This is a genomic window from Nitrincola alkalilacustris (genome assembly GCF_008973755.1).
Lineage (GTDB): Bacteria > Pseudomonadota > Gammaproteobacteria > Pseudomonadales > Balneatricaceae > Nitrincola > Nitrincola alkalilacustris.
In genome coordinates this window covers 218,230-241,356 of the sequence record NZ_WBOM01000005.1, presented here as the reverse complement: position 1 = coordinate 241,356, position 23,127 = coordinate 218,230, and the positions used below count along the sequence as shown (strand labels likewise).

The 23,127-nt window shown below is 52.5% G+C and carries 21 protein-coding genes; 5 read left to right on the top strand and 16 right to left on the bottom strand.

The genetic code is table 11. The annotated features are described in order from the left end of the window. Window positions 1-111: 111 nt before the first annotated feature. Window positions 112-792, bottom strand: a complete 681-nt coding sequence (locus tag F7R27_RS11280) for a hypothetical protein (RefSeq protein ID WP_151704361.1) — start codon at window positions 790-792, stop codon at window positions 112-114. A gap of 248 nt (window positions 793-1,040) precedes the next feature. Between F7R27_RS11280 and F7R27_RS11275 the strand changes: the two genes are divergently transcribed. Further along, window positions 1,041-2,177, top strand: a complete 1,137-nt coding sequence (locus tag F7R27_RS11275) for a DUF5924 family protein (RefSeq protein ID WP_151704360.1) — start codon at window positions 1,041-1,043, stop codon at window positions 2,175-2,177. A 174-nt stretch (window positions 2,178-2,351) separates the two neighbouring features. Here F7R27_RS11275 and F7R27_RS11270 read toward each other — a convergent pair whose 3' ends face one another. Further along, the gene (locus F7R27_RS11270; protein WP_151704359.1) at window positions 2,352-2,786 is read right to left on the bottom strand and encodes a helix-turn-helix domain-containing protein; all 435 of its coding nucleotides are present in this window, start codon (window positions 2,784-2,786) and stop codon (window positions 2,352-2,354) included. Between the two features lie 78 nt (window positions 2,787-2,864). Here F7R27_RS11270 and F7R27_RS11265 point away from each other — a divergent pair, with 78 nt between their 5' ends. After that, a complete protein-coding gene (locus tag F7R27_RS11265; protein ID WP_151704358.1) occupies window positions 2,865-3,350 on the top strand; it encodes a DUF2938 domain-containing protein in 486 nt (161 codons plus the stop codon). A gap of 23 nt (window positions 3,351-3,373) precedes the next feature. Here F7R27_RS11265 and F7R27_RS18725 read toward each other — a convergent pair whose 3' ends face one another. Continuing rightward, window positions 3,374-3,721, bottom strand: a complete 348-nt coding sequence (locus F7R27_RS18725) for a VOC family protein (protein ID WP_206060496.1) — start codon at window positions 3,719-3,721, stop codon at window positions 3,374-3,376. 319 nt (window positions 3,722-4,040) lie between these two features. Between F7R27_RS18725 and F7R27_RS11255 the strand changes: the two genes are divergently transcribed. Then, complete coding sequence (locus F7R27_RS11255) at window positions 4,041-4,346, top strand: hypothetical protein (protein ID WP_206060481.1); 306 nt, start codon at window positions 4,041-4,043, stop codon at window positions 4,344-4,346. A gap of 47 nt (window positions 4,347-4,393) precedes the next feature. Here the strand turns inward: F7R27_RS11255 and F7R27_RS11250 are convergent, their stop codons facing one another. The 6 genes from F7R27_RS11250 to F7R27_RS11225 form a co-directional block, all read right to left on the bottom strand. Further along, window positions 4,394-4,822, bottom strand: coding sequence for a VOC family protein (locus tag F7R27_RS11250; protein ID WP_151704357.1), 429 nt, complete (start codon window positions 4,820-4,822; stop codon window positions 4,394-4,396). Between the two features lie 219 nt (window positions 4,823-5,041). After that, complete coding sequence (locus tag F7R27_RS11245; protein ID WP_168927485.1) at window positions 5,042-5,410, bottom strand: cupin domain-containing protein; 369 nt, start codon at window positions 5,408-5,410, stop codon at window positions 5,042-5,044. Between the two features lie 118 nt (window positions 5,411-5,528). Continuing rightward, window positions 5,529-5,945: a DUF1801 domain-containing protein gene (locus F7R27_RS11240; RefSeq protein ID WP_151704355.1), complete on the bottom strand. Its 417-nt coding sequence runs from the start codon at window positions 5,943-5,945 to the stop codon at window positions 5,529-5,531. Between the two features lie 40 nt (window positions 5,946-5,985). Beyond that, a complete protein-coding gene (locus F7R27_RS11235) occupies window positions 5,986-6,585 on the bottom strand; it encodes a class I SAM-dependent methyltransferase (RefSeq protein ID WP_151704354.1) in 600 nt (199 codons plus the stop codon). 372 nt (window positions 6,586-6,957) lie between these two features. Then, window positions 6,958-7,434 (bottom strand): AAC(3)-I family aminoglycoside N-acetyltransferase, encoded by a 477-nt coding sequence (locus F7R27_RS11230; RefSeq protein WP_151704353.1) that lies wholly within the window; start codon window positions 7,432-7,434, stop codon window positions 6,958-6,960. A gap of 39 nt (window positions 7,435-7,473) precedes the next feature. Beyond that, window positions 7,474-7,818 (bottom strand): P-loop nucleotide/nucleoside kinase family protein, encoded by a 345-nt coding sequence (locus F7R27_RS11225; RefSeq protein ID WP_151704352.1) that lies wholly within the window; start codon window positions 7,816-7,818, stop codon window positions 7,474-7,476. Between the two features lie 61 nt (window positions 7,819-7,879). Between F7R27_RS11225 and rlmF the strand changes: the two genes are divergently transcribed. Continuing rightward, on the top strand, window positions 7,880-8,812 hold the full coding sequence (gene rlmF / locus F7R27_RS11220; protein ID WP_151704351.1) for a 23S rRNA (adenine(1618)-N(6))-methyltransferase RlmF: 933 nt from the start codon (window positions 7,880-7,882) through the stop codon (window positions 8,810-8,812). 192 nt (window positions 8,813-9,004) lie between these two features. Here rlmF and F7R27_RS11215 read toward each other — a convergent pair whose 3' ends face one another. The 4 genes from F7R27_RS11215 to acnA form a co-directional block, all read right to left on the bottom strand. Further along, window positions 9,005-10,327, bottom strand: coding sequence for an NAD(P)/FAD-dependent oxidoreductase (locus F7R27_RS11215; RefSeq protein WP_151704350.1), 1,323 nt, complete (start codon window positions 10,325-10,327; stop codon window positions 9,005-9,007). Between the two features lie 10 nt (window positions 10,328-10,337). Then, complete coding sequence (locus F7R27_RS11210) at window positions 10,338-10,655, bottom strand: c-type cytochrome (protein WP_151704349.1); 318 nt, start codon at window positions 10,653-10,655, stop codon at window positions 10,338-10,340. Between the two features lie 202 nt (window positions 10,656-10,857). Next, window positions 10,858-13,467 (bottom strand): putative bifunctional diguanylate cyclase/phosphodiesterase, encoded by a 2,610-nt coding sequence (locus tag F7R27_RS11205; protein WP_240776350.1) that lies wholly within the window; start codon window positions 13,465-13,467, stop codon window positions 10,858-10,860. 96 nt (window positions 13,468-13,563) lie between these two features. Continuing rightward, window positions 13,564-16,281, bottom strand: coding sequence for an aconitate hydratase AcnA (gene acnA, locus F7R27_RS11200; protein WP_151704347.1), 2,718 nt, complete (start codon window positions 16,279-16,281; stop codon window positions 13,564-13,566). A gap of 257 nt (window positions 16,282-16,538) precedes the next feature. Here acnA and F7R27_RS11195 point away from each other — a divergent pair, with 257 nt between their 5' ends. Next, entirely contained in the window at window positions 16,539-18,542 is a 2,004-nt protein-coding gene (locus F7R27_RS11195) for a methyl-accepting chemotaxis protein (protein WP_151704346.1), read from the top strand. Between the two features lie 46 nt (window positions 18,543-18,588). On the opposite strand, the gene gpmI is transcribed toward F7R27_RS11195, so the two are convergent. The 3 genes from gpmI to F7R27_RS11180 all read right to left on the bottom strand — a co-directional run bounded on the left by gpmI (window position 18,589) and on the right by F7R27_RS11180 (window position 23,117). Beyond that, window positions 18,589-20,139, bottom strand: coding sequence for a 2,3-bisphosphoglycerate-independent phosphoglycerate mutase (gene gpmI, locus F7R27_RS11190; RefSeq protein WP_151704345.1), 1,551 nt, complete (start codon window positions 20,137-20,139; stop codon window positions 18,589-18,591). Between the two features lie 25 nt (window positions 20,140-20,164). Beyond that, the gene (gene tpiA / locus F7R27_RS11185) at window positions 20,165-20,938 is read right to left on the bottom strand and encodes a triose-phosphate isomerase (protein ID WP_151704344.1); all 774 of its coding nucleotides are present in this window, start codon (window positions 20,936-20,938) and stop codon (window positions 20,165-20,167) included. 100 nt (window positions 20,939-21,038) lie between these two features. Beyond that, the gene (locus tag F7R27_RS11180; RefSeq protein WP_151704343.1) at window positions 21,039-23,117 is read right to left on the bottom strand and encodes a sigma-54-dependent Fis family transcriptional regulator; all 2,079 of its coding nucleotides are present in this window, start codon (window positions 23,115-23,117) and stop codon (window positions 21,039-21,041) included. Window positions 23,118-23,127: the final 10 nt, after the last annotated feature.

Sequence of the window (23,127 nt, the reverse complement as noted above, 5' to 3'; positions counted from 1 at the left end):
CGTCGGTGCGGTAGTTATCGTTTTGGTGGTTCTTTCCTTTCTTGGTTTACGTTAGGACTTCACCCTTACAGGTTTCGTTTTTATCGGTGCCTGCCCATGCGGCCGGCACCTCTATTTAATCCAATTGCAACCGGGCTCATCACCTGAGTAGCAATGAAGTGAAATATCATCGAGATAGAACTTATCTGGACCGGAAATTCGACTCCATGACACTGAGGGTGTCACATCCTCAAACATATTATCGCCGGTTATGGCCTTCTTCCTCCCTGTCAGATAATTAACACTATATTCAGACATCTCTCCCGTGCTGCGCGAGAACTCTGAATAGTCGTAACCGATTAGTCGAAATCGATCATCCTCAAACCGAAAGATGAATTTCTGACGCGCGGCCCCATAGCTACCACAGCTAAGCCAGGTTCCCAGCTCAACCACAATTCGACCACCTATTATTGATAGTCCCCCTTCTCTCAGCAGCGGATCAGCCAAGCACGGATTTTCCTGATCGTGTTCACTAGGCAGCAGATTGTCGATGCTCAGGAACTCACGGTACCCACTCTGGGTATTGAACAGGACAATAAGTCGGCGGGGATTGAGATTCAGAACAGGCTCCCCGAAACCATCATTCTGATGCAGGTTTTCTGCATTTACCTCTTCGACTACAAGCACGGCATCATCTGTCCCGTCATGATTCAAGTCGCCCATAGCGCTTGAGATCAGCTTCCAGCCAGAAGGTACCCAACCCTCAAACTGGGTTGGCGATTCAGCTAATGTCGAACCTGCAGCGAGAAGCATCGCAAGACTCAGTGTTACAACTGATATATGTAGCTTAATGGTCTGGCTCCTTCATTCATAACTTGGCTGTAGGATGATACAGGGGCTTGAGTACTACTGAAAAAGCCATCCTCAGGCAAATATGCCATCCGAGGAAGGGATCAGACAACGACTTTCAACCCACCCGAAGCTAATTAATGCTACTGTGACTGCCACTTGGCCCATTAATGGCCAACCAACACCAGCTTTAACCGCAGGACTCACCCTCCATGATATCCCTTCGCCCCGCCTTGCAGAGCCATGCCACTCGTCTGATCGGTTTTGCAAAAAAGCACCCGGGATTAATTGCCATTTTTGGTTTTCTGTCGGGCGTGGCGAGTTTTTTCCTGGTGGAACGAAAGGAGTCGCTGGCCCAGGTCATTGCCCTTATTATGCTCGCGGGTTGGGCGTGGTTGCTACTTGAAAACTGGTTGCGCACCGGGATCTTGAGGCGTTTTGGGGTTGAGATGTCACCAGTGGTGATGCGTTATGTGACCCAGTTAGTGCATCAGGAAAGCCTGTTCTTTACCCTGCCCTTTTTTATTGCCGTGACCACCTGGGACCATGGGCAGGTGGGGTTCACTCTGCTTTTAGTAGGCTGTGCACTGGTATCATTGATAGACCCAATCTACTACAAATGGCTGGCACCGCGCCGCTCTCTGTTTGTCGCCTATCATGCTTTAACCCTGTTTGCAGTACTTTTGGTGGTCATTCCACTGATATTCCACCTGAGTACTGGCCAAAGCCTGTGGTGGGCGCTCGCCCTCGCGCTACTGTTCAGCTTACCCAGCCTTCGTGGGCTTTTGCCCAAAGGCTATTGGTGGCGCATTCCCGTGTTGGTGCTTATGTTGATCACCATGGCGGTAGTAACCTGGATGGCGCGAGAGTGGATTCCACCGGCGGCGCTGCGTCTGACGGGGATTACCCTCTCGCAGCATATGGATCGAGAGAAGCGAGAACCCGGCAATAGTATCGAACAGATTACTGCCAGCCGCTTGCATCAGGAGGGATTATACGCCTGGACATCAGTTCGCGCCCCACGCGGCCTGCGCGAAAAAATTCACCATGTGTGGATTATGGATGGCTATGAAAAGGACCGTATTACGCTGGATATCAGCGGTGGCCGCGAAAAGGGTTACCGAGCCTGGACACACAAACGCAACTTCCCTGCCGATCCGGTAGGCCAGTGGCAGGTCCGCGTGATTACCGATTCAGGCCAACTAGTGGGCCTCACTCGCTTTACGGTCACCGAATCGTCGCCGGAGCCGGTCTCCCTTACCGAACCAATCGCAGTGCCCGAGAAAATAGCCGTGCCCGAGCAGAAGGATGAGTTGCCTTTAGATGATATCGAACTGGAGACAGAGTAACAATCTTCCCCGCTCTCCCCCATCAGCTGATAGCCGCGACGGCGCCCTATGTGTGTTAGCGCACAAACCCAAACTGGCGCACTAATTTATGTAAAGACTGGGCATTTGAATAACATCGCGAATAGCCTTTCCTTAATCTAGGGAGTTAAGCTAGGGAGTCTGAGTGGCTGGTCTCTAGGCTCCAAGGCGGTGTCGCTTTCGTGGCTTCGTCTTGTGCCCATCGATCACTCCCGATGCTGCCAGTCCCAGTAAGCGTCGGAAAGTGGGACACTCCATATGACTCGGTGCAGAACAGACTGCTGCATGCCGGAGACCATCACGCATCGCGATCAGCTTCCGAATGGAACTATCCAGCTCATCAGCCTTATTCAGCAAGAGTTGCCGGTCTATCTGTGGGCGTCCATCTGCGCCCATCATCTGAGCAATTTCATCCAGCTTAAAACCTGCCGAGCGCCCCAGCGCAATAAGTGCCAACTGTTCCAGCACACTGGCACCAAACTGTCTTCGTATTCCCTGCCTGCCGACAGAATGGATCAATCCTTTTTCTTCATAATAGCGAAGTGTGGACGCCGCAACGCCCGAGCGATTAACCACTTCAGAAATATCCATACTCCCCCTTGACTTAAAGTCGACTTGAAGTTGTACGCTATCGCCATCACCAAATCAAAGCAAGTAAAAGGGGAAATCATGAACAGTCTACTCACCATAATATTGATCGGGATTGGCGCTACGGCCGTGATGGACTTGTGGGGTTTTGTGCGTGTACCACTGTTCGGCACACCTCCTCCGAATTACAGGTTGGTCGGTCGCTGGATAGCGCATATGGCACACGGGACGTTTCACCACGATTCAATTGCCGCCTCAGCCCCCATGCGCGCTGAACAGATAATTGGATGGGCAGTCCACTACCTGACAGGCATCTTGTTTGCAGCTCTTTTGATCGGCATCTGGGGCGCATCATGGATTCAGAACCCAACGATTGGCCCAGCATTTGCGGTGGGCTTGGGCACCATAGTGTTGCCATTTCTGATAATGCAACCGGGTATGGGTGCCGGAATTGCTGCCTCACGAACAAAAAATCCGACCTCTGCTCGGCTGCAGAGCCTTCTTACACATGCCGCTTTTGGTTTAGGCTTGTATGTATCTGGTTACGCAGTCCACTTTCTTCAATGATGCTTATGCGTTGCTGCTTGATCTTATGCATTTTCATCAGGCAGCAACTGTGGATTCCAGACTACTTCCCATAGATGGCCATCAAGGTCTTGAAAATACCCAGCATACCCGCCCCAAAAAGTGTCTTGTGCAGGCTTTACTATCACTGCGCCAGCACTTTCGGCTTGTGCCATCACCTCGTCTTCATAGCTCCGACAGACGCGCCAGTACATTATCGCGTAGTAAATCGAATACACAGGGATTAGCGTAAAGAGCAGTACTCTACCGTATGGTTTTCCAAAAATAATAGAGACCACAATCACAGAGGAAAGACAGAAAACATAGCCATACGCACTATTCAGAACAAGAGAATCACGACCTTTATCATCCATTTTTTTGCAAACTCCAACTTGCCAAATGTTCGCCTCAATTGGTGACACCCCCTTTCGTAGTGGGACCCGCTCACAAAGCTTCTTCTTTCTTTTCACCACTCAGTGCGCCAACGAACAGATCAGAAGATGCCGATAGCCTATTCTGGTCTTAGATGAGGCGAAGGAGCAGAAGGAGCAGCCTGTACAGGAAGTTACATCGCGCGCCACACGGATGGCGGCGCCACACTAATTCAAGATCACGTGTGCAATAGTATTGTCGATTGACACCAACTATCTTGTAGTTGAGTTCGGATGAAAGACAGTGATGGCAAGGGGTTTCATGATATTTCTCTGCTTGGTAGCGCTTATCAGTCTCGCACTGGCAATCGATATGCAGGTGGCCAGCGAACCACCTAACTTGGTGGATTCGCCTGAAACCACCTATCAGGCCACACCCCTCAAAATCGGCGATACGCTTTATCTGTGTACACCGCAGGTGGCATTGGACGCCGACCACAGCGCAAGCGCTGGGTATATGATGCTCAGATGCCACAGGAAATCCAACGTCAGCACCAGACCTGCCGTGGAGCTTCCAATCTACCACCAACATCCCGTAAAGAATCCTCCGCTGAGAAGCTGGATGTAGCTACTTGCCCAGACCAACCGCTGGGTGATTGAGGGTGCTGCTTGACCTTATGCACTTTCTTCGGGCAACAGCGCTGGATTCCAGACCACCTCCCATATATGGCCATCAAGGTCTTGAAAATACCCAGCATACCCACCCCAAAAAGTGTCTTGTGCAGGCTTTACTATCACTGCGCCAGCACTTTCGGCTTGTGCCATCACCTCGTCAACCTCCAGCTGCGACATGACGTTGTGGCCAATGGAAAACTCCGTTGCACTGGAAGTTGCCAACTTTAGCCCCGTATCATGTGCCAGGCTTTTTCTCGGCCAAAGTGCTAATTTCAGCCCAGCACTTAAATCAAAAAATGCCACGGCACCATACTCAAACTCTTCGCCGATAATCCCATCCGTCGGAAGTCCCAGTCCGTCCTGATAGAAACGAACGGCTCTTTCAAGATCATCGACGCAAAGAGTGATCACAGAAATTCGAGGCTTCATTTTTTGACTCCTTCATGCCTTAATATCTCGTACATAATGAACAGTATCGTCTATCTCGTCGGAGCGGTAGTTATCGTCATAGTAGCTGTTTCCTTTTTGGGTTTACCTTAAGAACAACCCTGACAGCTTCCTTTTGTATCGTTGCCTGCCCATGTGACAGTCATCAATTCATTCGGATTTCGTATTCTGGGCGACTATCGCGTAAAACCAGACTTGCACTCAAATCCACACGTCATTAGTCGCTGTACGCTCACTTATTTCACCGTCTCCTGTATTCAACACACCCTTGGGCTCTATCAGCATAACCTCGACTTCTTTTTCGGCATAAGGCTTGTGCTCGACACCCTTCGGTTCGACATACATTTCACCCTCAGACAGGTTCACGTAGCCATCCCTAAAATCAATACGAAGGGAGCCCTTCAAGACAATGAAGGTTTCATCAGTGTCCTGATGATCATGCCAAACAAACTCTCCTTCCAGCTTCACCAGCTTGAACTGATAGTCGTTCATCTCTGCCACCACTTTAGGTGACCATTGCTCTGCAAACAGGCTGAGCTTATCTGCGAAATTTATCGATTTATGCTGCATAGCTAATTTCTCCATTCAGATGCCAAAAATCGGGGCGCCCGAAAGTAACACCCGGTGGACGAATGCCATTGTTTTTTTCAGGCCGTTTTAATTAACGCCGCCTCGTGCTATCAAGGAACTATGCTCCCAGCAGAGGTAAGTGCTTAAGACTGTGATACTTCAGAGCCAAGCGAATGCAGTGACTCAGTGCTAATAACAGTGGCGCTTGTTCTAAATCAGCGCTTAGCGGAATCACTATCGCCCTATTACCCTCATACTCAAATTCGTTACGATATACCTCTTTGAACGTATCCACCAAGCGCGTTTGGCAATGGAAAAATACCCTGATAGCATCTGGATCTTTTGGCAACCAGTCAATTCGAACCGGGCTGCCTCCTTTAACATGATAGCTTGCTTCTCCCCACTTGAGTGATTCGTCAACCTCTCCCAGCTCATTCTCTGCAGCAATCGTCAGAAGGAGTTTTCGCACAATCTCAAGTTGACGACAAGCGGCTATCGGGTAGCTATTAAACTTTTCCTGTATATCTGAATTCATGGTGCCTGCCCCAGTGTCAGAGGAAATTGGTCCGGTGGACTTATTGCATACGCTTTACGGCAACTACGGAGAATGTGTGCCAATGCTTCATTTTACCCAATGACGTCTTTGCCTGTTCGTTACGCTCAGTAAACCTTATAACCTCAAATCTTGCGAATAATGACCTCACTTGTGACTCCGTTAATGGAGCCGTAGGACTGCGGTAATTTGATGCCCAGCTGTCCTCCACACCCATAAAGTCACCTGAAAATACCCCACCAATTTCAATGCATGATTCTATGCTACCCCAGATCTTTTGAAACTTAGATGGGTCAGCAAAAAACAGGCTTGAATTAGCGAGTACAATACCCGCTTTTGGATACTCATAATATTCAAATGAGGAGTGACATATTTCAACTAGCGTTTTTGAACCAAAGCGATCACGGCAAATAGCTACAGCATCAGGATTAATATCAAAGCCATGAACCTGATAACCTTTTTGCTCCAGGTACTCAATATCACTGCCTGTACCGCAACCACAATCAACTGCAACCTGAGTACTGGACTCGTTTAATCTGACCGCTAACTCGGTGTGTTGAGAATGAGATCTAGATAAAGCTTTCTCGTAGAACTCACGCCAAATTTCTGAATTTTCTTCCATAAATTGATATTCCCTAAAACCAGTAACGCTGCTGGAGCGATAGTGGCCTTGTTTATCACTTTGCTACCAATCAAGTACAAGACAGATAAGACAAAGATCAGAATCGACTTCCTCTCTACCTCCTTGGCTGGATCATTCTGTGGAACAACAAGTCCACTCTCTCGACAGCCCAACCACATAGTATATGTATCAGTCCCCGAACGCTTTTATTTCCATTCTGGACTCATGATATGTTGCCAGTATCTGGTGGACACTCGAAAATTCCAATTGCGAGTAACCCATCTCACACCAGAAAAGGCAGCAGAATTAATCCAACAGTTTCAAACTTTCGTTTCAATCTCGTGAAGCAGGTTCGTCGCCTGCAGCTGATGATTATGTGTCTGCCCCTTCCACCGAAATATCAAAATGCAGAACGCTTTCCTTGGTACCCAGCTTGGTGTACAAAGCAATGGCTGCTTCGTCTTCTTCTCCGGTATCAGCCTGAACAAAAATCACATAGGCACGCCGTACAGCCGCTACCTTCTTGAGCTCCTGGATCAACGCGGTCGCAATTCCTTGACGTCGGTGCTCGTCCAAAACGGCCAAATCGTAGATATAAATCTCGCTTCGCTCCTGCTCGAACTTCTTCAATTCGTAGGCGGCCAGGCCACCAACAACCATGCCATCCTTCACAGCCACTATAGCGATAAAGTAGTCACTGCCAAGCAGACTGCGCATGTACTCAGGGTCAGGGCGCTTTCCGCTGTAGGTTTCGGGTTCATTAAAGGCCACACCGCAAGTGTGCAAAAATCCATCCATCAACTCCAGGTCATCTGCGGTAATCTCCTGCACTCTGTAACCATTTGGCATAAACGTGTTACCTCCTGAACACCAACATTCTACTCACCATTATGCAAATCCACGCTCTACAATTTCTACGTTGAATCCTTCTGAATCTGCGGGTGCCTCAAAGTGGCTAGTGACCATTCTGAAAACCTCCTCAGTGTCAAACTGTGCTCGCTCAGGTTGTTCCTTTTGGCGCCGTTTCAGTTGTTTTAGACAAACCTCGTCATCTGCAGCCACATAGTACAGTTCATGGGGTAACCCGAGTGGTGAGTATATATCCTTGAACCATGCTCTTTGCCTCCTGGTGTTTCCAGGAAAATCCAGAACAACCGTAGTGCCGGCCACGAGTATTTGCTCAACGTGTGTTCTGAGCACTGGTTTAAGACGTGACAAGTATGCCCAACACATGCATTAAGATTATAATCACAGATTACACTACCATTGAACCCCGAGCCTCAGGCCTATTTCTGTGAAAGCCCTCCATCGAAGTAACAAAAGCCAAGCCAAGCCTGATCGCAAAGGTCTGCACCCGAGGAATCTACACAACCAAGGCTATGACTTTCCCGCTCTCGTAAAAAGCCACCCGGCACTAGCCCCCCATGTAAAACCGAACGCTCATGGCGAACTTTCCATCGATTTCGCAGATCCATTGGCAGTAAAAACGCTCAACGCCGCGTTATTAAACCGATACTACAACATTGTCGGTTGGGATATTCCAGAGGGCGCGCTTTGCCCTCCAATCCCGGGCAGAGCTGACTATATCCATTACATGGCTGATTTGCTTGGGCTTGAAGAGCGCAGTATCAAGCTGCTCGATATCGGGACTGGAGCAAATGGAATCTACCCGCTACTGGCCTGCCAGATTTACGGCTGGCAGTGTGTCGGTAGCGACATTAACACTCAGTCGCTTGAGAACGTAGCCACAATTATCGCCAACAACCCCACACTCAAAGATCGCTTCACGCTGCGCACGCAGCACGATAAAAACCACATTTTTGAAGGGATCATCCAGGCTGGGGAGCTCTTTGACGTCAGCGTATGCAACCCACCCTTCCATGCCTCTCTCGATGAAGCACTTAAAGGTAACCAGCTTAAACTCAATAACCTTGCTCGTAGTCGCGGTGTGCAAAGAGAGAGCACCAAATCCCCGACTCTGAATTTTGGCGGGCAAGGGGCTGAGCTTTGGTGTAAGGGAGGCGAACAGCTGTTTCTTAAAAAGCTGATAAAAGAAAGCCAGGTGTATTCAGCTCAATGCCGCTGGTTTACCAGCCTGGTTTCAAAAGCCGACAATGTTAAGCCTGCCATGAAGTTAATTCGTAAGCTCGGTGCAGTTGATAGTCGGGAAATAGAGATGAAGCAGGGAAATAAGATTACGAGGGTTTTGGCCTGGACCTTCATCTGAACCGTTCCCGAGGTGGCGCATGGTTATGCGTTACCTGCAATCTGGGATAGCCGGTAAGCACATGAATATAGTCAGCGCCAATTGTCACTCATTAGGGTTGCATTCCCTGTGTCACGATTTTCTTGATCTGATGGCACATTATACAGAGGCTAAATAAACGGCCGGGAGCAGATAATCCCCCGGCCTGATGGATCAGGCGCTGCCCCAGGTATCCTGACAGATAGCGCGATACCAGCCGACTGCATACTCGGCTTCACGTGCACGCACGCTTGCGGGTGCGCCAGTTGGGCTGACGCCGCCGGAGTCAGGCACGCTGATGATTTCGCCATCTTGGACGCGATAAACGCCGGCGACAGAGATGCCGTAATCGGGAGAGATCAGGCTGTAGCAGGTGTTGATCCAGTAGGGATCTGGTGATTCGCGGCCTTCGAAGGATGCGGCGATAGCGGCAGCAGCCACTTTTGCCTGGGCACTGGCGCAGAAGCCTGATTTAGGCATCGGACCTGCGATGGTGGCATCCCCAACCACGTAGATATCTTTAACCAGTTGCGACTCGAAGGTGTCCGGTTTCACTGGAACCCAGCCTGAGGCGTCCGTCACACCTGCGCGAACAGCTATCCAGCCGGCTTTCTGTGGTGGCACCACGTTGAGTACGTCGGGGCGGTGGATCTCACCGAACTCGGTTTCCACTTCGCGGTTTGCTGCGTCCACACGGATCACTTTACCGTCGTTCGAAAGGCTGACCCATTCGATCATGTCACCATATACGGCCTGCCACCCTTCCTGGAACAAGCCCTGTTTGGAGAAGCTGTCTTTGGCGTCCAGTATGATCACTTTGGAGCGGGGTTTATGCTGCTTCAGGTAGTGTGCGACCATACTGACCCGTTCATAGGGCCCCGGTGGGCAACGGAAGGGGTTGGCAGGTGCCGTGAGCATGAATACCCCGCCATCATCCATCGATTCGATCTGGCTCTTGAGCAGTTCGGTCTGTGCGCCTGCTTTCCAGGCATGTGGGACTTCCTCAGCAGCCTCTTCATCATAGCCTTCTATCCCATCCCAACGGATATCGATACCGGGCGACAGGATCAAACGGTCATAATCCAACACGGTGCCATCGTTCAGGGTCACGCGATGATGTTCGGAGTCCACTTCGCTGGCCATCGCATGTAATACCACCACACCGTAGCGATCGCGTAGCTCATCATAGCCGTGGCTGATGGAGTCGAAGGTTCGCAGCCCACCCAGAAACAGGTTGCTGAAGGGGCAGGTATAGAAGCGCAGTGCCGGTTCAACCAGTGTGACATCAATTGCCGGATTGGCGATTTTAAGGTATTTGGCTGCAGTTGCTCCGCCAAAGCCACCACCGACCACAACAACACGGCCAATCGACTGCGTGGCGGACAGAACGGAGGGCGCAAATCCACCCAGCACCGGCAACGCTGCGGCAGCACTCAGGGTTTGCAGGGCGCGGCGGCGCGACAGGGATACAGCTTGCTTGCTTGTTTTGGTGCTCATCTCACGCTCCTCAGTTCGGGTTGATCGCGGCATAGTGTGCAGCCAGCGCAGACAGCTCTTCATCGGAGAAACCTTTGGCAATGCGGTTCATCACCGTCGCCTGAGTGTTCTCGTCATGCTTGAAAGAGAGCAGTTGCGCTTCCATCGCGGCCTGGGAGCGCCCAGCCAGCGGCGGCACAGCTCCCGCCATTTTGCCATCGGTGCCATGGCAGTTGGCGCAGCTACCGGCCATCACTGCCATCTGAGCGTCGTCGTACGTCTCACTGGCATGAGCTTGCACAGCGATCACCAGCAGAGCCGTGGAAAAAACAAATCGAAGCCTGTTCATGATGCCTACCTGTTATTATCGTTTGATCCTGGAAACACGATAGCTGGACTTGTCCCGCCATCGACGTGAAAGGATTGTAAATTCAAATACTAACCAGCGCTAAATACTGATTACTGGTAACAATATAGTTCAATCGAATAAGATTGCCCAATTTTAAACCAGAACCGATATAACCTGAAGTTTAGTAGGGGGATAAAACAGATCAGGCCTCCCTGCCTGGATCTGTCGGATAGCGGGCCATCAGTGCCGGATCCGGCATGCCGACGAAGTAGCCCTGGGCATAATCGATTCCCAGATCACGCACTGCGGCCATCACTTCTGCATCTTCAACAAACTCGGCAATGGTTTTCATACCCAGGTTCTGGGCCAGGGTCACGATACTTTTGACGAATGCCATGTATTTGGCATCCTGCAGCATATTGCGGATGAACTCCCCTTCGATCTTGATCACATCGATCGGGAACTGTTTGATGTAGTGGAAGGATGAGAAGCCCGAGCCGAAGTCATCAATGGCAAAGTTGAACCCTTCCAGCTTCAGATCCAGCACGAAGCGCTCAAGCAATGCAAGGTTGCTGACGGTTTCGCGCTCTGTGATCTCGAACACGATACGGCGCGGCTCTATGCTGTACTCGATCGCCAACTGTCGCACACGAGCGATGAACTCGCCGATAATCAGCGATTTTGGCGACAGGTTGATAAACAGCATGCCTTCGTAGTTTTGCTCATGCATCTGTGCGAAGGCTTTTTCAATCAGCAGGTAGTCCATCTTATGCACCACCCCGATAGATTCAGCCACGTCGATGAACTCACCGGCGGGTACTATCTGATCACCTATCTGAATACGCATCAGCAGTTCATGAATGATCACTTCACCAGTGTTCAGGTCGGCAATCGGCTGGAAGTAAGGCACGATCCGTTTCTCTTCCAGTGCATTGAGCACCATCAGATTTTTCTCGCCCACCTGCTTGAACACTTCTGCCATCTCATGCTCATCCGGTACGGCAATTGAGTTCTTACCGCTGCGCTTGGCCTTGTACATCATGTTATCGGCCACCAGAAACAGATCACGCGGGTCCTGGGCATGATGAGGATACACGGCAATACCGATGGAGGTGGTGGCTCGCACCGGGCTGCCATCCGGGGCTGGCAGCATCAGCTTGCCCAGCGAATCAGCGATTCGATTAGCCACGGTATAGGCCTGCTCTTCGCTCGCCTCGGGCAGGATGATGGTGAACTCATCGCCACCGTAGCGCGACAGAAAATCTCCTGGGCGGATCGCATGCTCCAGCACACTGGCAAACGCCTGCAGGAACTGATCCCCGAAGGCATGTCCATAGCGGTCGTTCACCGTCTTGAAGTTGTCCAGATCCAGCATCAGCAATGCGAAGGTTTCGTCATGGCGCGACGCACGGCCGACCTCATATCCAAGCAGTTCACGGAACATGCGCTGATTATGCAGGCTGGTAAGTGGGTCGCGTGTGGCGTAGTACTCCAGATCCTTGGTGTATTTGTAGATCGCCTTGACCGATCCCACCAGGTTGAGCAGTGTAGTAAGAATACTGTCGATCACGATATGACGGATCGGGTCACGCGCCATCTCCGACTGCACACCGATCCCCACCACACCACCTATCTTGGGGGTTTCCAGCAGCAGGGATTTGGTCTGCAACTCGATATCTTCAGAGGTCAGCTGCAACAGGTTGCCATTGTTGTCATATTCGGTATGCGCGACATGGTGCAGTATATTCAGCACAGGCACACCCTTATGGAAGTGCTCGCTGGACTCCATCTGAAGCTTGACGATCCGCTCAAACTCCACGCGTGTCTCTTCCGATACATCGATATACCAGAACACCTCCAGCTCGTACCCCTCCTCTTCCACCTGAAAGATGGTGACGAGTGTATGCGCCTTGATGATGGTATTGATATCGATCAGCAGATCCTTGATAAACTCGCGCCAGTCCCGGACCACTTCCGAGGTGATGATGAACTTGCTGAGCAGCCGGATCTCGAACTCGAGGATATCCTTATCAACGGCAACATCCTTGAGGCGCTCGACCAGCTCGTTGATATGGCCGAAGGATTGGTTGAACTCATCAAAATAGAAATCCACATCGCTGACATCCATCTCCTTCAGGTCCTTGACGGAGTTGACTTCTTCAACCCGGGAGCCGAACTGATGAATAGCGCGATTGATGCGAGAAACGGCAAACGCCGATAGTGCCGTGGCAATCAGGAACACAATGACGCCACAGAGCAGAAACAGCACCACATAATTACGGCGCATTTCGGCACTGATCGGCTTCAGATCCTGACGCAGATCGATCACACCGAGTACCTCACCGGGGGTCGCATTGCTGTGACAGGCCAGACATTCGGTGCGTGTTACCAACGGAAAGATGCGCCGGACGACATCATCCTGCTGAATCACTCTTTCACCCTGCCCGGCAAAAGCGGCAGCCACCTCCTGATCAGCAGGCGGTTGATCTATGGTGCCGTAGATAGCTTCAACCAGGGCTCCGCGATAGATCTCCATTTCGAAAGGGGTGTCGACAAACGCCGCTTTGGTGGATGCCATGAAATCTTCCAGCTCATAGCGCGTCCAACCCTGACGCATCACCTGAAACATCGAGTTGAAGGTCTGATTGGCGATGGTGCTTGAGGTCTGCTCAGCCTGACGGGCGATGATATTTTCATAGAGCAGCGAGGCAGCCAGGGTAACGCCCAGAAAAACAGCCAGCGTTACCGCCATGATCGTGGCAAATACAAACCCCCGCAGAGTGCGGAAAAAATCAACTACATTTCGGACCACAGACATTCCCTAATCTCTGCAAGGTTTTTTGTGCCGTACAAACTATGTTGCTGCACAAGCTCTGTCAATGGACATTAGTCCTATAGACGATCCAGATCAATCAATCAGATTTCTCAGCACAAAATGCAGTATACCGCCATGCTGAAAATAGGACAGCTCGTTACCGGTATCGATACGGCAGAGTGTCTTGATCTTTTCATGACTGCCATCAGCGCGCTGTATCAAAACCTCCACCTGCTGCTTCGGTTGCAGATGATTGAGCCCCTGAATACTGATCCGTTCATCCCCCTTGAGCTGTAGTGTCTTGCGGGACTGACCTGACTCGAACTGCAGTGGCAATACGCCCATGCCAACCAGATTTGATCTGTGTATGCGCTCGTAGGACTCTGCGATCACGGCCCGAACACCCAGCAGACGCGCCCCCTTGGCTGCCCAATCGCGTGATGATCCGGTGCCATACTCCTTGCCGGCGATCAGCACCAGCGGCACAGACTCGGCTGCATAAGCCATCGCGGCATCATAGATATCCATGTGTTCCGCATCAGGGTAGTGGCGAGTTACGCCGCCCTCCACTCCCGGCGTCATCTCGTTTCGGATGCGAATATTGGCAAAGGTGCCACGCATCATCACCTCATGATTGCCACGGCGCGAACCATAGGAGTTGAAGTCATGTGGCGCCACGCCCAAAGACTGCAGATATCGTCCGGCCGGACTGTCTGTCTTGATTGAGCCGGCGGGTGAGATATGGTCAGTAGTGACCGAATCACCAAGCATAGCGAGCACGGCTGCATTCTCGACATCGCCTATCACATCAGGGGTGCGTTGCATCCCTTCGAAGAAAGGCGGTTGGCGGATATAGGTGGAATCCGGCCAGGCGTAGGTTTTCTGCTTGGGTACGTCGATGGACTGCCAGTGCTCATCCCCGTTGAATACTTCCGCATACTCCTTACGGAACATCTGGGTTTTAACCTCCTCCACCGCTCGGGCTATCTCGGCGTTATCTGGCCAGATATCCTTCAGATAGACAGGCTGGCCCTGATTATCAACTCCCAGGGGTTCGCTTGTCAGATCGATCCTGACCGTACCGGCCAATGCGTAGGCCACCACCAGAGGCGGTGAAGCCAGCCAGTTGGTTTTCACCAGCGGATGGACACGCCCTTCGAAGTTTCGGTTGCCCGACAACACTGAAGCGACCACCAGATCCTTCTGATCTATGACCTTTTCAATCTCCTCGGCCAATGGGCCTGAGTTACCGATACAGGTGGTGCAGCCATAGCCGACCAGTTGGAAGCCCAGTTGATCCAGATACTGATTCAGCCCTGCGGCCTCCAGATACTCCGTGACCACTTTGGAACCCGGTGCCAGAGAGCTTTTTACCCAGGGCTTGCGCTGCAGTCCCTTGGCCAGCGCTTTTTTCGCCAGCAGTCCTGCAGCCATCAGCACACTGGGGTTGGATGTATTGGTGCAGGAGGTGATGGCGGCAATCACTACCACGCCATGGGGCAATCTCTGCACCCACTCATCCGGCAGGTGCTCCGCCTCATCAGAGTCATGCCCCTCTTCCTGGCCACCACCTTCATCCAACAGGCGCGCATCCTCCTTGTCAGTGACCGGTGCTCCATGAAGATCCATAAAGTCATAAAAGGCGCGCTGCACTTCAGACAACGACACACGATCCTGTGGTCGTTTCGGACCGGCAAGACTGGCCTCAACTGATGACATATCCAGGCTCAGCGTCTCGGTGAAGATCGGCTCATGGCCAGGTTCTCGCCACATGCCCTGTGCCTTGCAATAGGCTTCTACCCGCTCCACAACCTCATCATCACGGCCCGTCAGACGCATATATTCCAGCGTGACATCATCCACCGGGAAGAAGCCGCAGGTCGCACCATATTCCGGTGCCATATTGGCAATAGTGGCGCGATCCGCCAGCGGCAGGTCAGCGAGGCCATCACCATAAAACTCGACAAACTTACCGACCACGCCATGCCTGCGCAGCATCTGCGTCACCGTTAATACCAGATCGGTCGCGGTGATCCCTTCCGGCAGTTTTCCATTCAGTTTGAAACCCACCACTTCCGGAATCAGCATAGATACCGGCTGCCCGAGCATGGCGGCCTCTGCCTCTATTCCGCCGACACCCCAGCCGAGCACCGCCAGGCCATTGATCATGGTGGTGTGTGAGTCTGTCCCTACCAACGTGTCTGGATAGGCGAGCCAGCCGTCATCCTCCTGATGCGCCCAGACAGTCTGTCCAAGGTATTCAAGGTTGACCTGATGACAGATACCTGTACCCGGCGGCACGACACGAAAATTACTGAAAGCGGTCTGCCCCCAGCGCAAGAAGACATAGCGCTCGGCGTTGCGCTGCATCTCAATATCCACATTCTCGCGGAAGGCATCTGCCGTTGCAAAACGATCCACCATAACGGAGTGGTCAATCACCAGATCTACGGGAGACAGTGGGTTGATCTTATCCGGGTTGTCGCCCAGCGCGACCACGGCCTCACGCATCGCCGCCAGATCCACAACCGCCGGCACGCCGGTGAAGTCTTGCATCAGCACCCTGGCAGGGCGAAAGGCGATCTCATGATCGGAACGACCACTTTTCTGCCAATCGACCAGTGCCTGAATATCCTGCTGCGTGACAGTCGTGCCATCAAGGTTGCGCAGCAGGTTCTCCAGCAGAACCTTGAGCGAAAAAGGCAGGCGACTGATATCACCATACTCTGCTGCGGCCTTTGCCAGGCTGAAATAGCGATAGGATCTGTTCCCTGCCTGAAGCTGGTCATCCATTGGTGTCTGATGTGGCATCTCGATCCTCCCGTCTGGTTTAAGTAGTTGAAGCACTTCTAAGCAATTAAAGACTTAATAAAGATAGCAGCCAGACATTCAAACTGCCCGAACCTGACTTGAGACAATAAATACACCCACCAATTCAACTAGAATATTGCGCATCAATATTTCCACCACGGAAATCGGAACATTCACTGGCAGAATAGCACTGCAGTGATAGTCTTTTGTAAAGCGCTTTGAAAAGCTATTTCAAGAGTTATAAAGAGGATCGGCGTATGGATTTCAAATATCAGGTACAGAAAAAGGGCTTGCGCTTTCGAGTCGGCAAAATTCTGGAGTCTATGCTCAGCATGGTTGGGCTGCGCTCACTGGATTCGCAGTTTCTCTTTTCCTACATCGCAATGTTTGCCGTCACACTGCTGACCGCCTTTACGATCTATGTTTCGACCGGTGCGGATGCCACCAATATCAACGTGGCCGGCGCACAGCGCATGTTGAGCCAGAAGTTGGCAAAGGAGACGCTACTGGTAGCAGGTGGCAACCTGGACAAGACAGTTCAGGAACGCACCATCAACACCTTTGAACAGAACCATCGTGCGTTGCTGCAGGGTGACCCTGCCCGCAACATCAGTGCCGTGAGGCATGATGAAGCCAGGCAGCAGTTGGAGCGTGTCGGCCGCGCGTGGGAGGCATATCGCCAGAGTATCAACCTGTATCTGACAACGCCGGACAGCAGCAATGCCCAGGCACTGGAAAGCAATGCCGTCACTGTGCTTGAGGCGATGCACGCAGCAGTGAATATGATGGAGCTGCAAGCCAACCGTGAAACACGACAACAGCAGATGGTGGCGCTGTTTGCCTGTGTCGTAGTGTTGTTGCTGGTGGTGATGGGCCGCGTGTTCGGCCTGACAGTGATGATGCGTCAGGTGAAAAACCTGCGTGATCACCTGCGCATCCTCAGCAGCGGTAATTTTTCGCGCCCGATTGAGGTGGATAACGACAAGAATGAGATAGGCCAGAACTATATCGCCTACAACGGCATTATCCTGCGCATCGGCAAGCTGCTGCACAAGGTGACGCAGACCTCCAGCCGTGTCAGTACAGGTGTCGATCAGGTGGTTACCTCCGCTGATGATACGACCCGTGGTGCTTTGGCACAGCAAGCAGCAATCGACCAGGTGGCCACTGCGATTACAGAGATGGCCGCCACCATTCAGGAGGTTTCTCAGAACGCTTCACAGGCAGCGGATGCCGCTGAAGGTGCCAACAAGGCAGCCGGTTTCGGGCATAAGCAGATCATCACAACCGTGGAGCGTATCAAAGCGGTAGCAGAACAGGTTGATCAGTCAGGTCATGTGATCAGTGACCTGGCACAGGACAGCCAGGAGGTAAGCAAAATCCTGGAGGTCATCACCGGCATCGCCGAACAGACCAATCTGCTGGCACTGAACGCCGCCATTGAAGCAGCCAGAGCAGGCGATCAGGGCAGAGGGTTTGCTGTGGTGGCCGATGAAGTCAGAACCCTGGCACAGAGGACTCAGCAGTCAACGGAAAGCATTCGGGAGATTATTGATCGCCTGCAGACCCAATCCGCGCAGGCGGTTGAAGCGATCGGCAAAAGCCAGGACAGTGCACGTGAAACCGTCACCGTAGCCAACAAGGCACGTGAAGCACTGGATGAAATCGTCGGCGCGGTGAGTGTGATCAGCGATATGAACACCCAGATAGCAACAGCGGCTGAAGAGCAGAGCCAGGTGGCTCAGGATATGGATCGCCATGTCAACAGCATCTCGGAACTGGCTCGGCGCACCACCCGCTATTCAGAACAGACTGTCAGCGCCGGCGCCGGTATCAGCCATAACATACAGAGTCTGATGACCGAACTGGCCCAGTTTGAAACCAACGTTGAGGGTATCGACCTCAGTGCAGCCAAGTCAGCTCATCTGTCGTGGAAGTCGCGTCTGCGCTCCTATCTGGATGGTAAGGGCACACTGACACTCCAGGAGGCGGTATCCCATCACGACTGCGCCTTCGGCAAGTGGTATTACAGTGATGGTCTGAAGAAATATGGCCATATCCCGGAGATGAAAGAGATTGAGAAACCTCACGAGAGGCTGCACAGCAGTGTCAAGGATGCTATCAATTTCAAACAGCAGCGCGAGTTTGATGCTGCTGAAGCCTGTTATGATCAGGTAGCGACCATCTCGTCCGAGATCATTGATTTGCTTAATAGTATCGAAGATCAGATTGTGGCGGCCGAGTTGCAGGAGGGCAACTGACCCTCCTTTCATGTACGCCCTCCAGGCTGTACTGACCCAGCGCCGATCACTGCCTATGCAGCAGTGATCGGCCTGTCATCTGCGCCGGTTGTGGCAGAGCCATCAGATCCAGCAGTGTCGGTGCCAGATCACACAGTGCACCATCATCCAGTCCGATACCACCAACATCATCTCCCACCAGCAACAACGGCACCGGAAAGGTGGTGTGTGCGGTATTCGGCTGATCATTGATATCATCGCGCATCTGCTCCACATTACCATGATCCGCCGTGATCAGGCAGATAGCATGATTGCGCAGTACGGCACCCACCACCTCACCCACACAGCGATCCACAGCTTCGACCGCTTTGATAGCAGCAGAGAAGTTGCCGGTATGGCCGACCATATCACCATTGGCATAGTTGCAGACAATCAGGTCATACTCACCACTGCCGATCGCCTCCACCAGATGGCGTGTCACTTCTGGAGCGCTCATTTCAGGCTGCAGGTCGTAGGTGGCCACCTGAGGTGACGGCACAAGAATACGTGACTCGCCCTCGAATACCTCTTCCCTGCCGCCATTGAAGAAGAAGGTCACATGCGCGTATTTTTCCGTTTCGGCCAGCCTCAACTGCTTCCTGCCAAGACCGGACAGGTATTCACCCAGCCCCATATGCAACGTTTCGGGTGGAAAAGCACAGCTGGCGTTAATATCTGCCGCATACTGCGTCAGTGTCACCAGACGATCAGCGGATGGGTGCCCCTGGTTATCAAACGCCGTGAAATCATCCTCAATCAGCGCGCGCATCAGTTCTCTGGCCCGATCGGGGCGGAAGTTCATGAAGATCACGCTGTCCTCAGGATCTATTCCGATCGCTGACTGAGTATCACTGCAGATACTGGTGGGAGGGCAGAACTCATCATCTACACCCTCGGCATACGCCGCTTCGACCGCCTCACGCACACTGCCTGCCTGATGAGATGACTGACCTTTCACCAGCAGTTGCCAGGCTTTTTCCACCCGATCCCAGCGGTTGTCTCTATCCATGGCGTAGTAGCGCCCCACTACCGAGACGATCCTGCCGCAACCGATCTCCTGCAGTGTACTTTCCAACGCCTGCAAGGGTTCCAGCGCACTGCGTGGTGGTGTATCACGTCCATCCAGAAACGCATGTATCCAGAGTTTTGTAATCCCCTTATCAGCTGCCATGCGACTGGCCGCCTTGAAATGCTCCAGATGACTGTGAACGCCACCGGTCGAGAGCAGGCCGATCAGATGCACTGCCCGGCCCTGATCCCGCGCCTGATCCATGACTCTTTCAAGTTCGGGATTATGGAAAAAACTGCCATCCTCGATCGCTTTGTTGATACGGGTGAAGTTCTGATATACAGGTCGGCCGGCACCGATATTCATATGCCCGACCTCTGAGTTGCCCATCTGCCCTTCTGGCAACCCAACCGCCAGACCGGATGTCTGGATGCGGCTCCAGGCACAGGTACGTGTCAGCTCATCCCAAACCGGGGTACGCGCTGCGTATATGGCGTTATCATCAGCCGCCTCATTGATGCCCCAGCCATCCAGGATCACCAGTACATGAGTGCGTTTGTGTTCAGTCATCATTTAAATCCTGTGTTGGCGATGTTTACACCGCGACTTTTTCCGAGTCACCTGCCAAGCGGCAGATCTGAGCAAATATGGCCGGGTCCAGTGAAGCACCACCGATCAAACCACCATCAACATCCGGCTGAGCAAAGATTGACCGTGCATTCTGCGCATTGACGCTGCCACCATAGAGAATCTGCAGCGTGTCGGCCAGTTGTGGTGACTGTGCTGCAACCCACTGGCGAATCCGCTCATGCACAGCCTGAGCTTGTTCCGGTGAAGCACTCAGCCCGGTGCCGATGGCCCAGACAGGTTCATAAGCGACAACCGCCTTGTCCAGAGCCTCCACCCCCAGTGTATCGGTGATGGCACGCAACTGACCGATAATCACAGAGTCTGTTTCACCAGCCTCCCTTTGCGCCAGCGTTTCACCCACACAGATCACAGGGGTAAGGCCGGCATGCTGTGCAAGTTCCACTTTGCGCGTCACATCGACATCAGTCTCGCCAAACAGTGTTCTGCGCTCGGAATGACCGACCAGAACATATCGACAGCCTGAATCCACCAGCATATGAGCACTGACCTCGCCGGTATAGGCACCGGATGCAAAAGCACAGAGATTCTGCGCACCGATATGCACATGACTGCCGAACAACAGACCCGACAATTGAGCCAGGTAGGGAAAAGGTGGGCAGACGGCAATGCCGACAGAGGACAATGAGGCGGTGAGTGAAATCAGATGAGAGGCGCGTTCAGAATTAAGTGAACGCTGACCATTCATTTTCCAGTTACCAATAACGAGTTTTTTGCGCATGGGGGGTCTCCTGGCACTTTTTTTAAGTACTAGGATGACACATTGAAAAAATTCAATCAATAACGAATATAAACGAAAGCATAAATGAACCCATACGAACCTACTCTGGTGGCAGGTACTTGTACACCGTATTACGGCTGACACCGGCTGCCCGGGCTGTTTTTGATACGTTGCCACCAAACTTGATGTAAAGCTGCGGAATCAACTGCGCCAGATCAGCACTCGCACCTGCGTCTGTGATGGGTAATCCCTGTTTGATATCAGCAGGACTCGCCTGAGCAAAAGCGGCCTCCTCATCCCCCAAACCCTCAAACTCTTCAATGAAATCCAGCGGTAGATGCTCCTGCTGCAACACTTCGTCATCCGACATGGCCAGCGCGACTTTCAGTACACTGACCAGTTGGCGGATATTCCCCGGCCAGTGATGCGCGTAGAGCTGCTGCCGTACTGATGCATCCATACCCGGTGACTGATACTCCCGTTGCAACTGTTCGAAAATGTAATCGATCAGTGGGTGCTTGTCCTGACGGTCGCGCAGGGCCGGAAGTTCAACACTCAGGCCAGCGATACGATAGTAAAGATCCTGCCGGAAGTTACCCCGCTCTATCTCCTGCTTCAGGTTACGGTTGGTCGCTGAGACCAGCCGGATATCCACGGCAAAGCTCTCGGTGGAACCCAGCGGGGTAACCACTCGCTCCTGTAACACACGCAGCAGACGTGACTGCACATGCATCGGCATCTCGCCTATCTCATCCAGAAAAAGCGTGCCTTTGTGGGCCCTGCGAATCAGGCCGATATAACCCTTGGTATGGGCGCCGGTGAAAGCACCTTTTTCATAGCCGAACAACTCCGACTCCACCAGATCCACAGGAATCGACGCACAGTTGACCGCAATGAAATTCTCACGGCAGCGCTGGCTGTGATAATGCAGCGAGCGTACCAGCACCTCTTTGCCAGCACCGGTTTCACCGCGAATCAGAATCGGAATATCCTTCTCGATAATCTTCCGAGTCTGCTTCAGCAACTGCTGCATCTGCCTGTCACCATGTTCCAGTTCGGCAAAGGGGATCACGCCTTCAGGCAGCCTGGGCAGGCCGGATTTCATATCAGATTCGGAAACAGCCGCGACCGCGGGTTTGGCGACAGTTGCAGGCCTTTTTTCCGAAGCATGGCTTTCATCAAAAGCATTTCTTTCGTCAGAAGCGTTTTTTTCAACAGAAGCCAGAGGAACAGATGCTTCGACCGACTTCATCCTTTCTGCTTCGGGTGCCTTGTAGCCGGGGCGTGAACGAAAATCCGGCAGGCTGACGGTCGGCACCAGAGGCGTCTGCACCCGCACCCAGACTCGGTATCGATCACGTACCAGCAGTGACAGCGGAATACTGGCCGGTTGCAGTTTCAGATCCTGCATTCGGCAACCGAATAGCTCTTCAATATTCATCAATGCCAGATCACAGGAGAGCATGATCGACGCACGCCGGTTGGCAGACACGATAGTGCCACTCTCATCCAGCACGACCAGCCCGGACCAGTGGCTTTCAAGGCTGCGTGTATTGGTGTTGAAGGTCAGGATGTAATGATCGCGCTGAAAGGCGGCATAGATAAGCTGGTTCTCGACACTCAGCGACATCAGCTTCACCAGGCCCAGCGTATGGTCCTGAGGCAAGTAGGCATCGGTGGAGATATCCAGCACACCGATCAGTGATTTTCTGGTGTCATAGATGGGCGAGGCAGAGCCTGCCATGAAACGGTTGGCGCGCAGAAAATGCTCGTCCCGGCTGACCTGTATGGCTTGCCCTGATTGCAGCGCCGTGCCTATCGCATTGGTACCGACACCCTCTTCTCGCCAGACATGCCCCGGCAACAGGCCATGCTCGGCACGCCCCAGTGAGCGAGATGAACCCCAGGTATTCAGTACATGGCCGCGGTTGTCCGCCAGCACAATCAGGCATGAGGAGTTGGAAAGGATGTTCTCATAGTAGGGCAGCACTTCGTTTTCGGTGGTACTGACCAGATCATTGTGCTGCTCGATCAGGGAGGAGACATCACCTTTTCTGACTTCGCCAAAGTCCGGCTCACTGCCATGCGACAGTCCGTAGGACTCACAGCGATACCAGGAGGCTTCAATTATCTCTTTATGCGAGGGTGGGCTTCCCTCAGGGGCTATCTGTTCTGTCATCAATCGATTC

Coding starts and splice junctions, on each gene's coding strand:
- F7R27_RS11265 (WP_151704358.1), top strand. CDS start 2,865: ATGAACAGTCTACTCACCATAATATTGATCGGGATTGGCGCTACGGCC.
- F7R27_RS11275 (WP_151704360.1), top strand. CDS start 1,041: ATGATATCCCTTCGCCCCGCCTTGCAGAGCCATGCCACTCGTCTGATC.
- F7R27_RS11210 (WP_151704349.1), bottom strand. CDS start 10,655: ATGAACAGGCTTCGATTTGTTTTTTCCACGGCTCTGCTGGTGATCGCT.
- tpiA (WP_151704344.1), bottom strand. CDS start 20,938: ATGCGCAAAAAACTCGTTATTGGTAACTGGAAAATGAATGGTCAGCGT.
- F7R27_RS11195 (WP_151704346.1), top strand. CDS start 16,539: ATGGATTTCAAATATCAGGTACAGAAAAAGGGCTTGCGCTTTCGAGTC.
- F7R27_RS11255 (WP_206060481.1), top strand. CDS start 4,041: ATGATATTTCTCTGCTTGGTAGCGCTTATCAGTCTCGCACTGGCAATC.
- F7R27_RS11230 (WP_151704353.1), bottom strand. CDS start 7,434: ATGCCAAATGGTTACAGAGTGCAGGAGATTACCGCAGATGACCTGGAG.
- F7R27_RS11215 (WP_151704350.1), bottom strand. CDS start 10,327: ATGAGCACCAAAACAAGCAAGCAAGCTGTATCCCTGTCGCGCCGCCGC.
- F7R27_RS11250 (WP_151704357.1), bottom strand. CDS start 4,822: ATGAAGCCTCGAATTTCTGTGATCACTCTTTGCGTCGATGATCTTGAA.
- gpmI (WP_151704345.1), bottom strand. CDS start 20,139: ATGACTGAACACAAACGCACTCATGTACTGGTGATCCTGGATGGCTGG.
- F7R27_RS11240 (WP_151704355.1), bottom strand. CDS start 5,945: ATGAATTCAGATATACAGGAAAAGTTTAATAGCTACCCGATAGCCGCT.
- F7R27_RS11280 (WP_151704361.1), bottom strand. CDS start 792: ATGCTTCTCGCTGCAGGTTCGACATTAGCTGAATCGCCAACCCAGTTT.
- F7R27_RS11245 (WP_168927485.1), bottom strand. CDS start 5,410: ATGCAGCATAAATCGATAAATTTCGCAGATAAGCTCAGCCTGTTTGCA.
- F7R27_RS18725 (WP_206060496.1), bottom strand. CDS start 3,721: ATGGATGATAAAGGTCGTGATTCTCTTGTTCTGAATAGTGCGTATGGC.
- F7R27_RS11225 (WP_151704352.1), bottom strand. CDS start 7,818: ATGTGTTGGGCATACTTGTCACGTCTTAAACCAGTGCTCAGAACACAC.
- F7R27_RS11180 (WP_151704343.1), bottom strand. CDS start 23,117: ATGACAGAACAGATAGCCCCTGAGGGAAGCCCACCCTCGCATAAAGAG.
- acnA (WP_151704347.1), bottom strand. CDS start 16,281: ATGCCACATCAGACACCAATGGATGACCAGCTTCAGGCAGGGAACAGA.
- F7R27_RS11235 (WP_151704354.1), bottom strand. CDS start 6,585: ATGGAAGAAAATTCAGAAATTTGGCGTGAGTTCTACGAGAAAGCTTTA.
- F7R27_RS11270 (WP_151704359.1), bottom strand. CDS start 2,786: ATGGATATTTCTGAAGTGGTTAATCGCTCGGGCGTTGCGGCGTCCACA.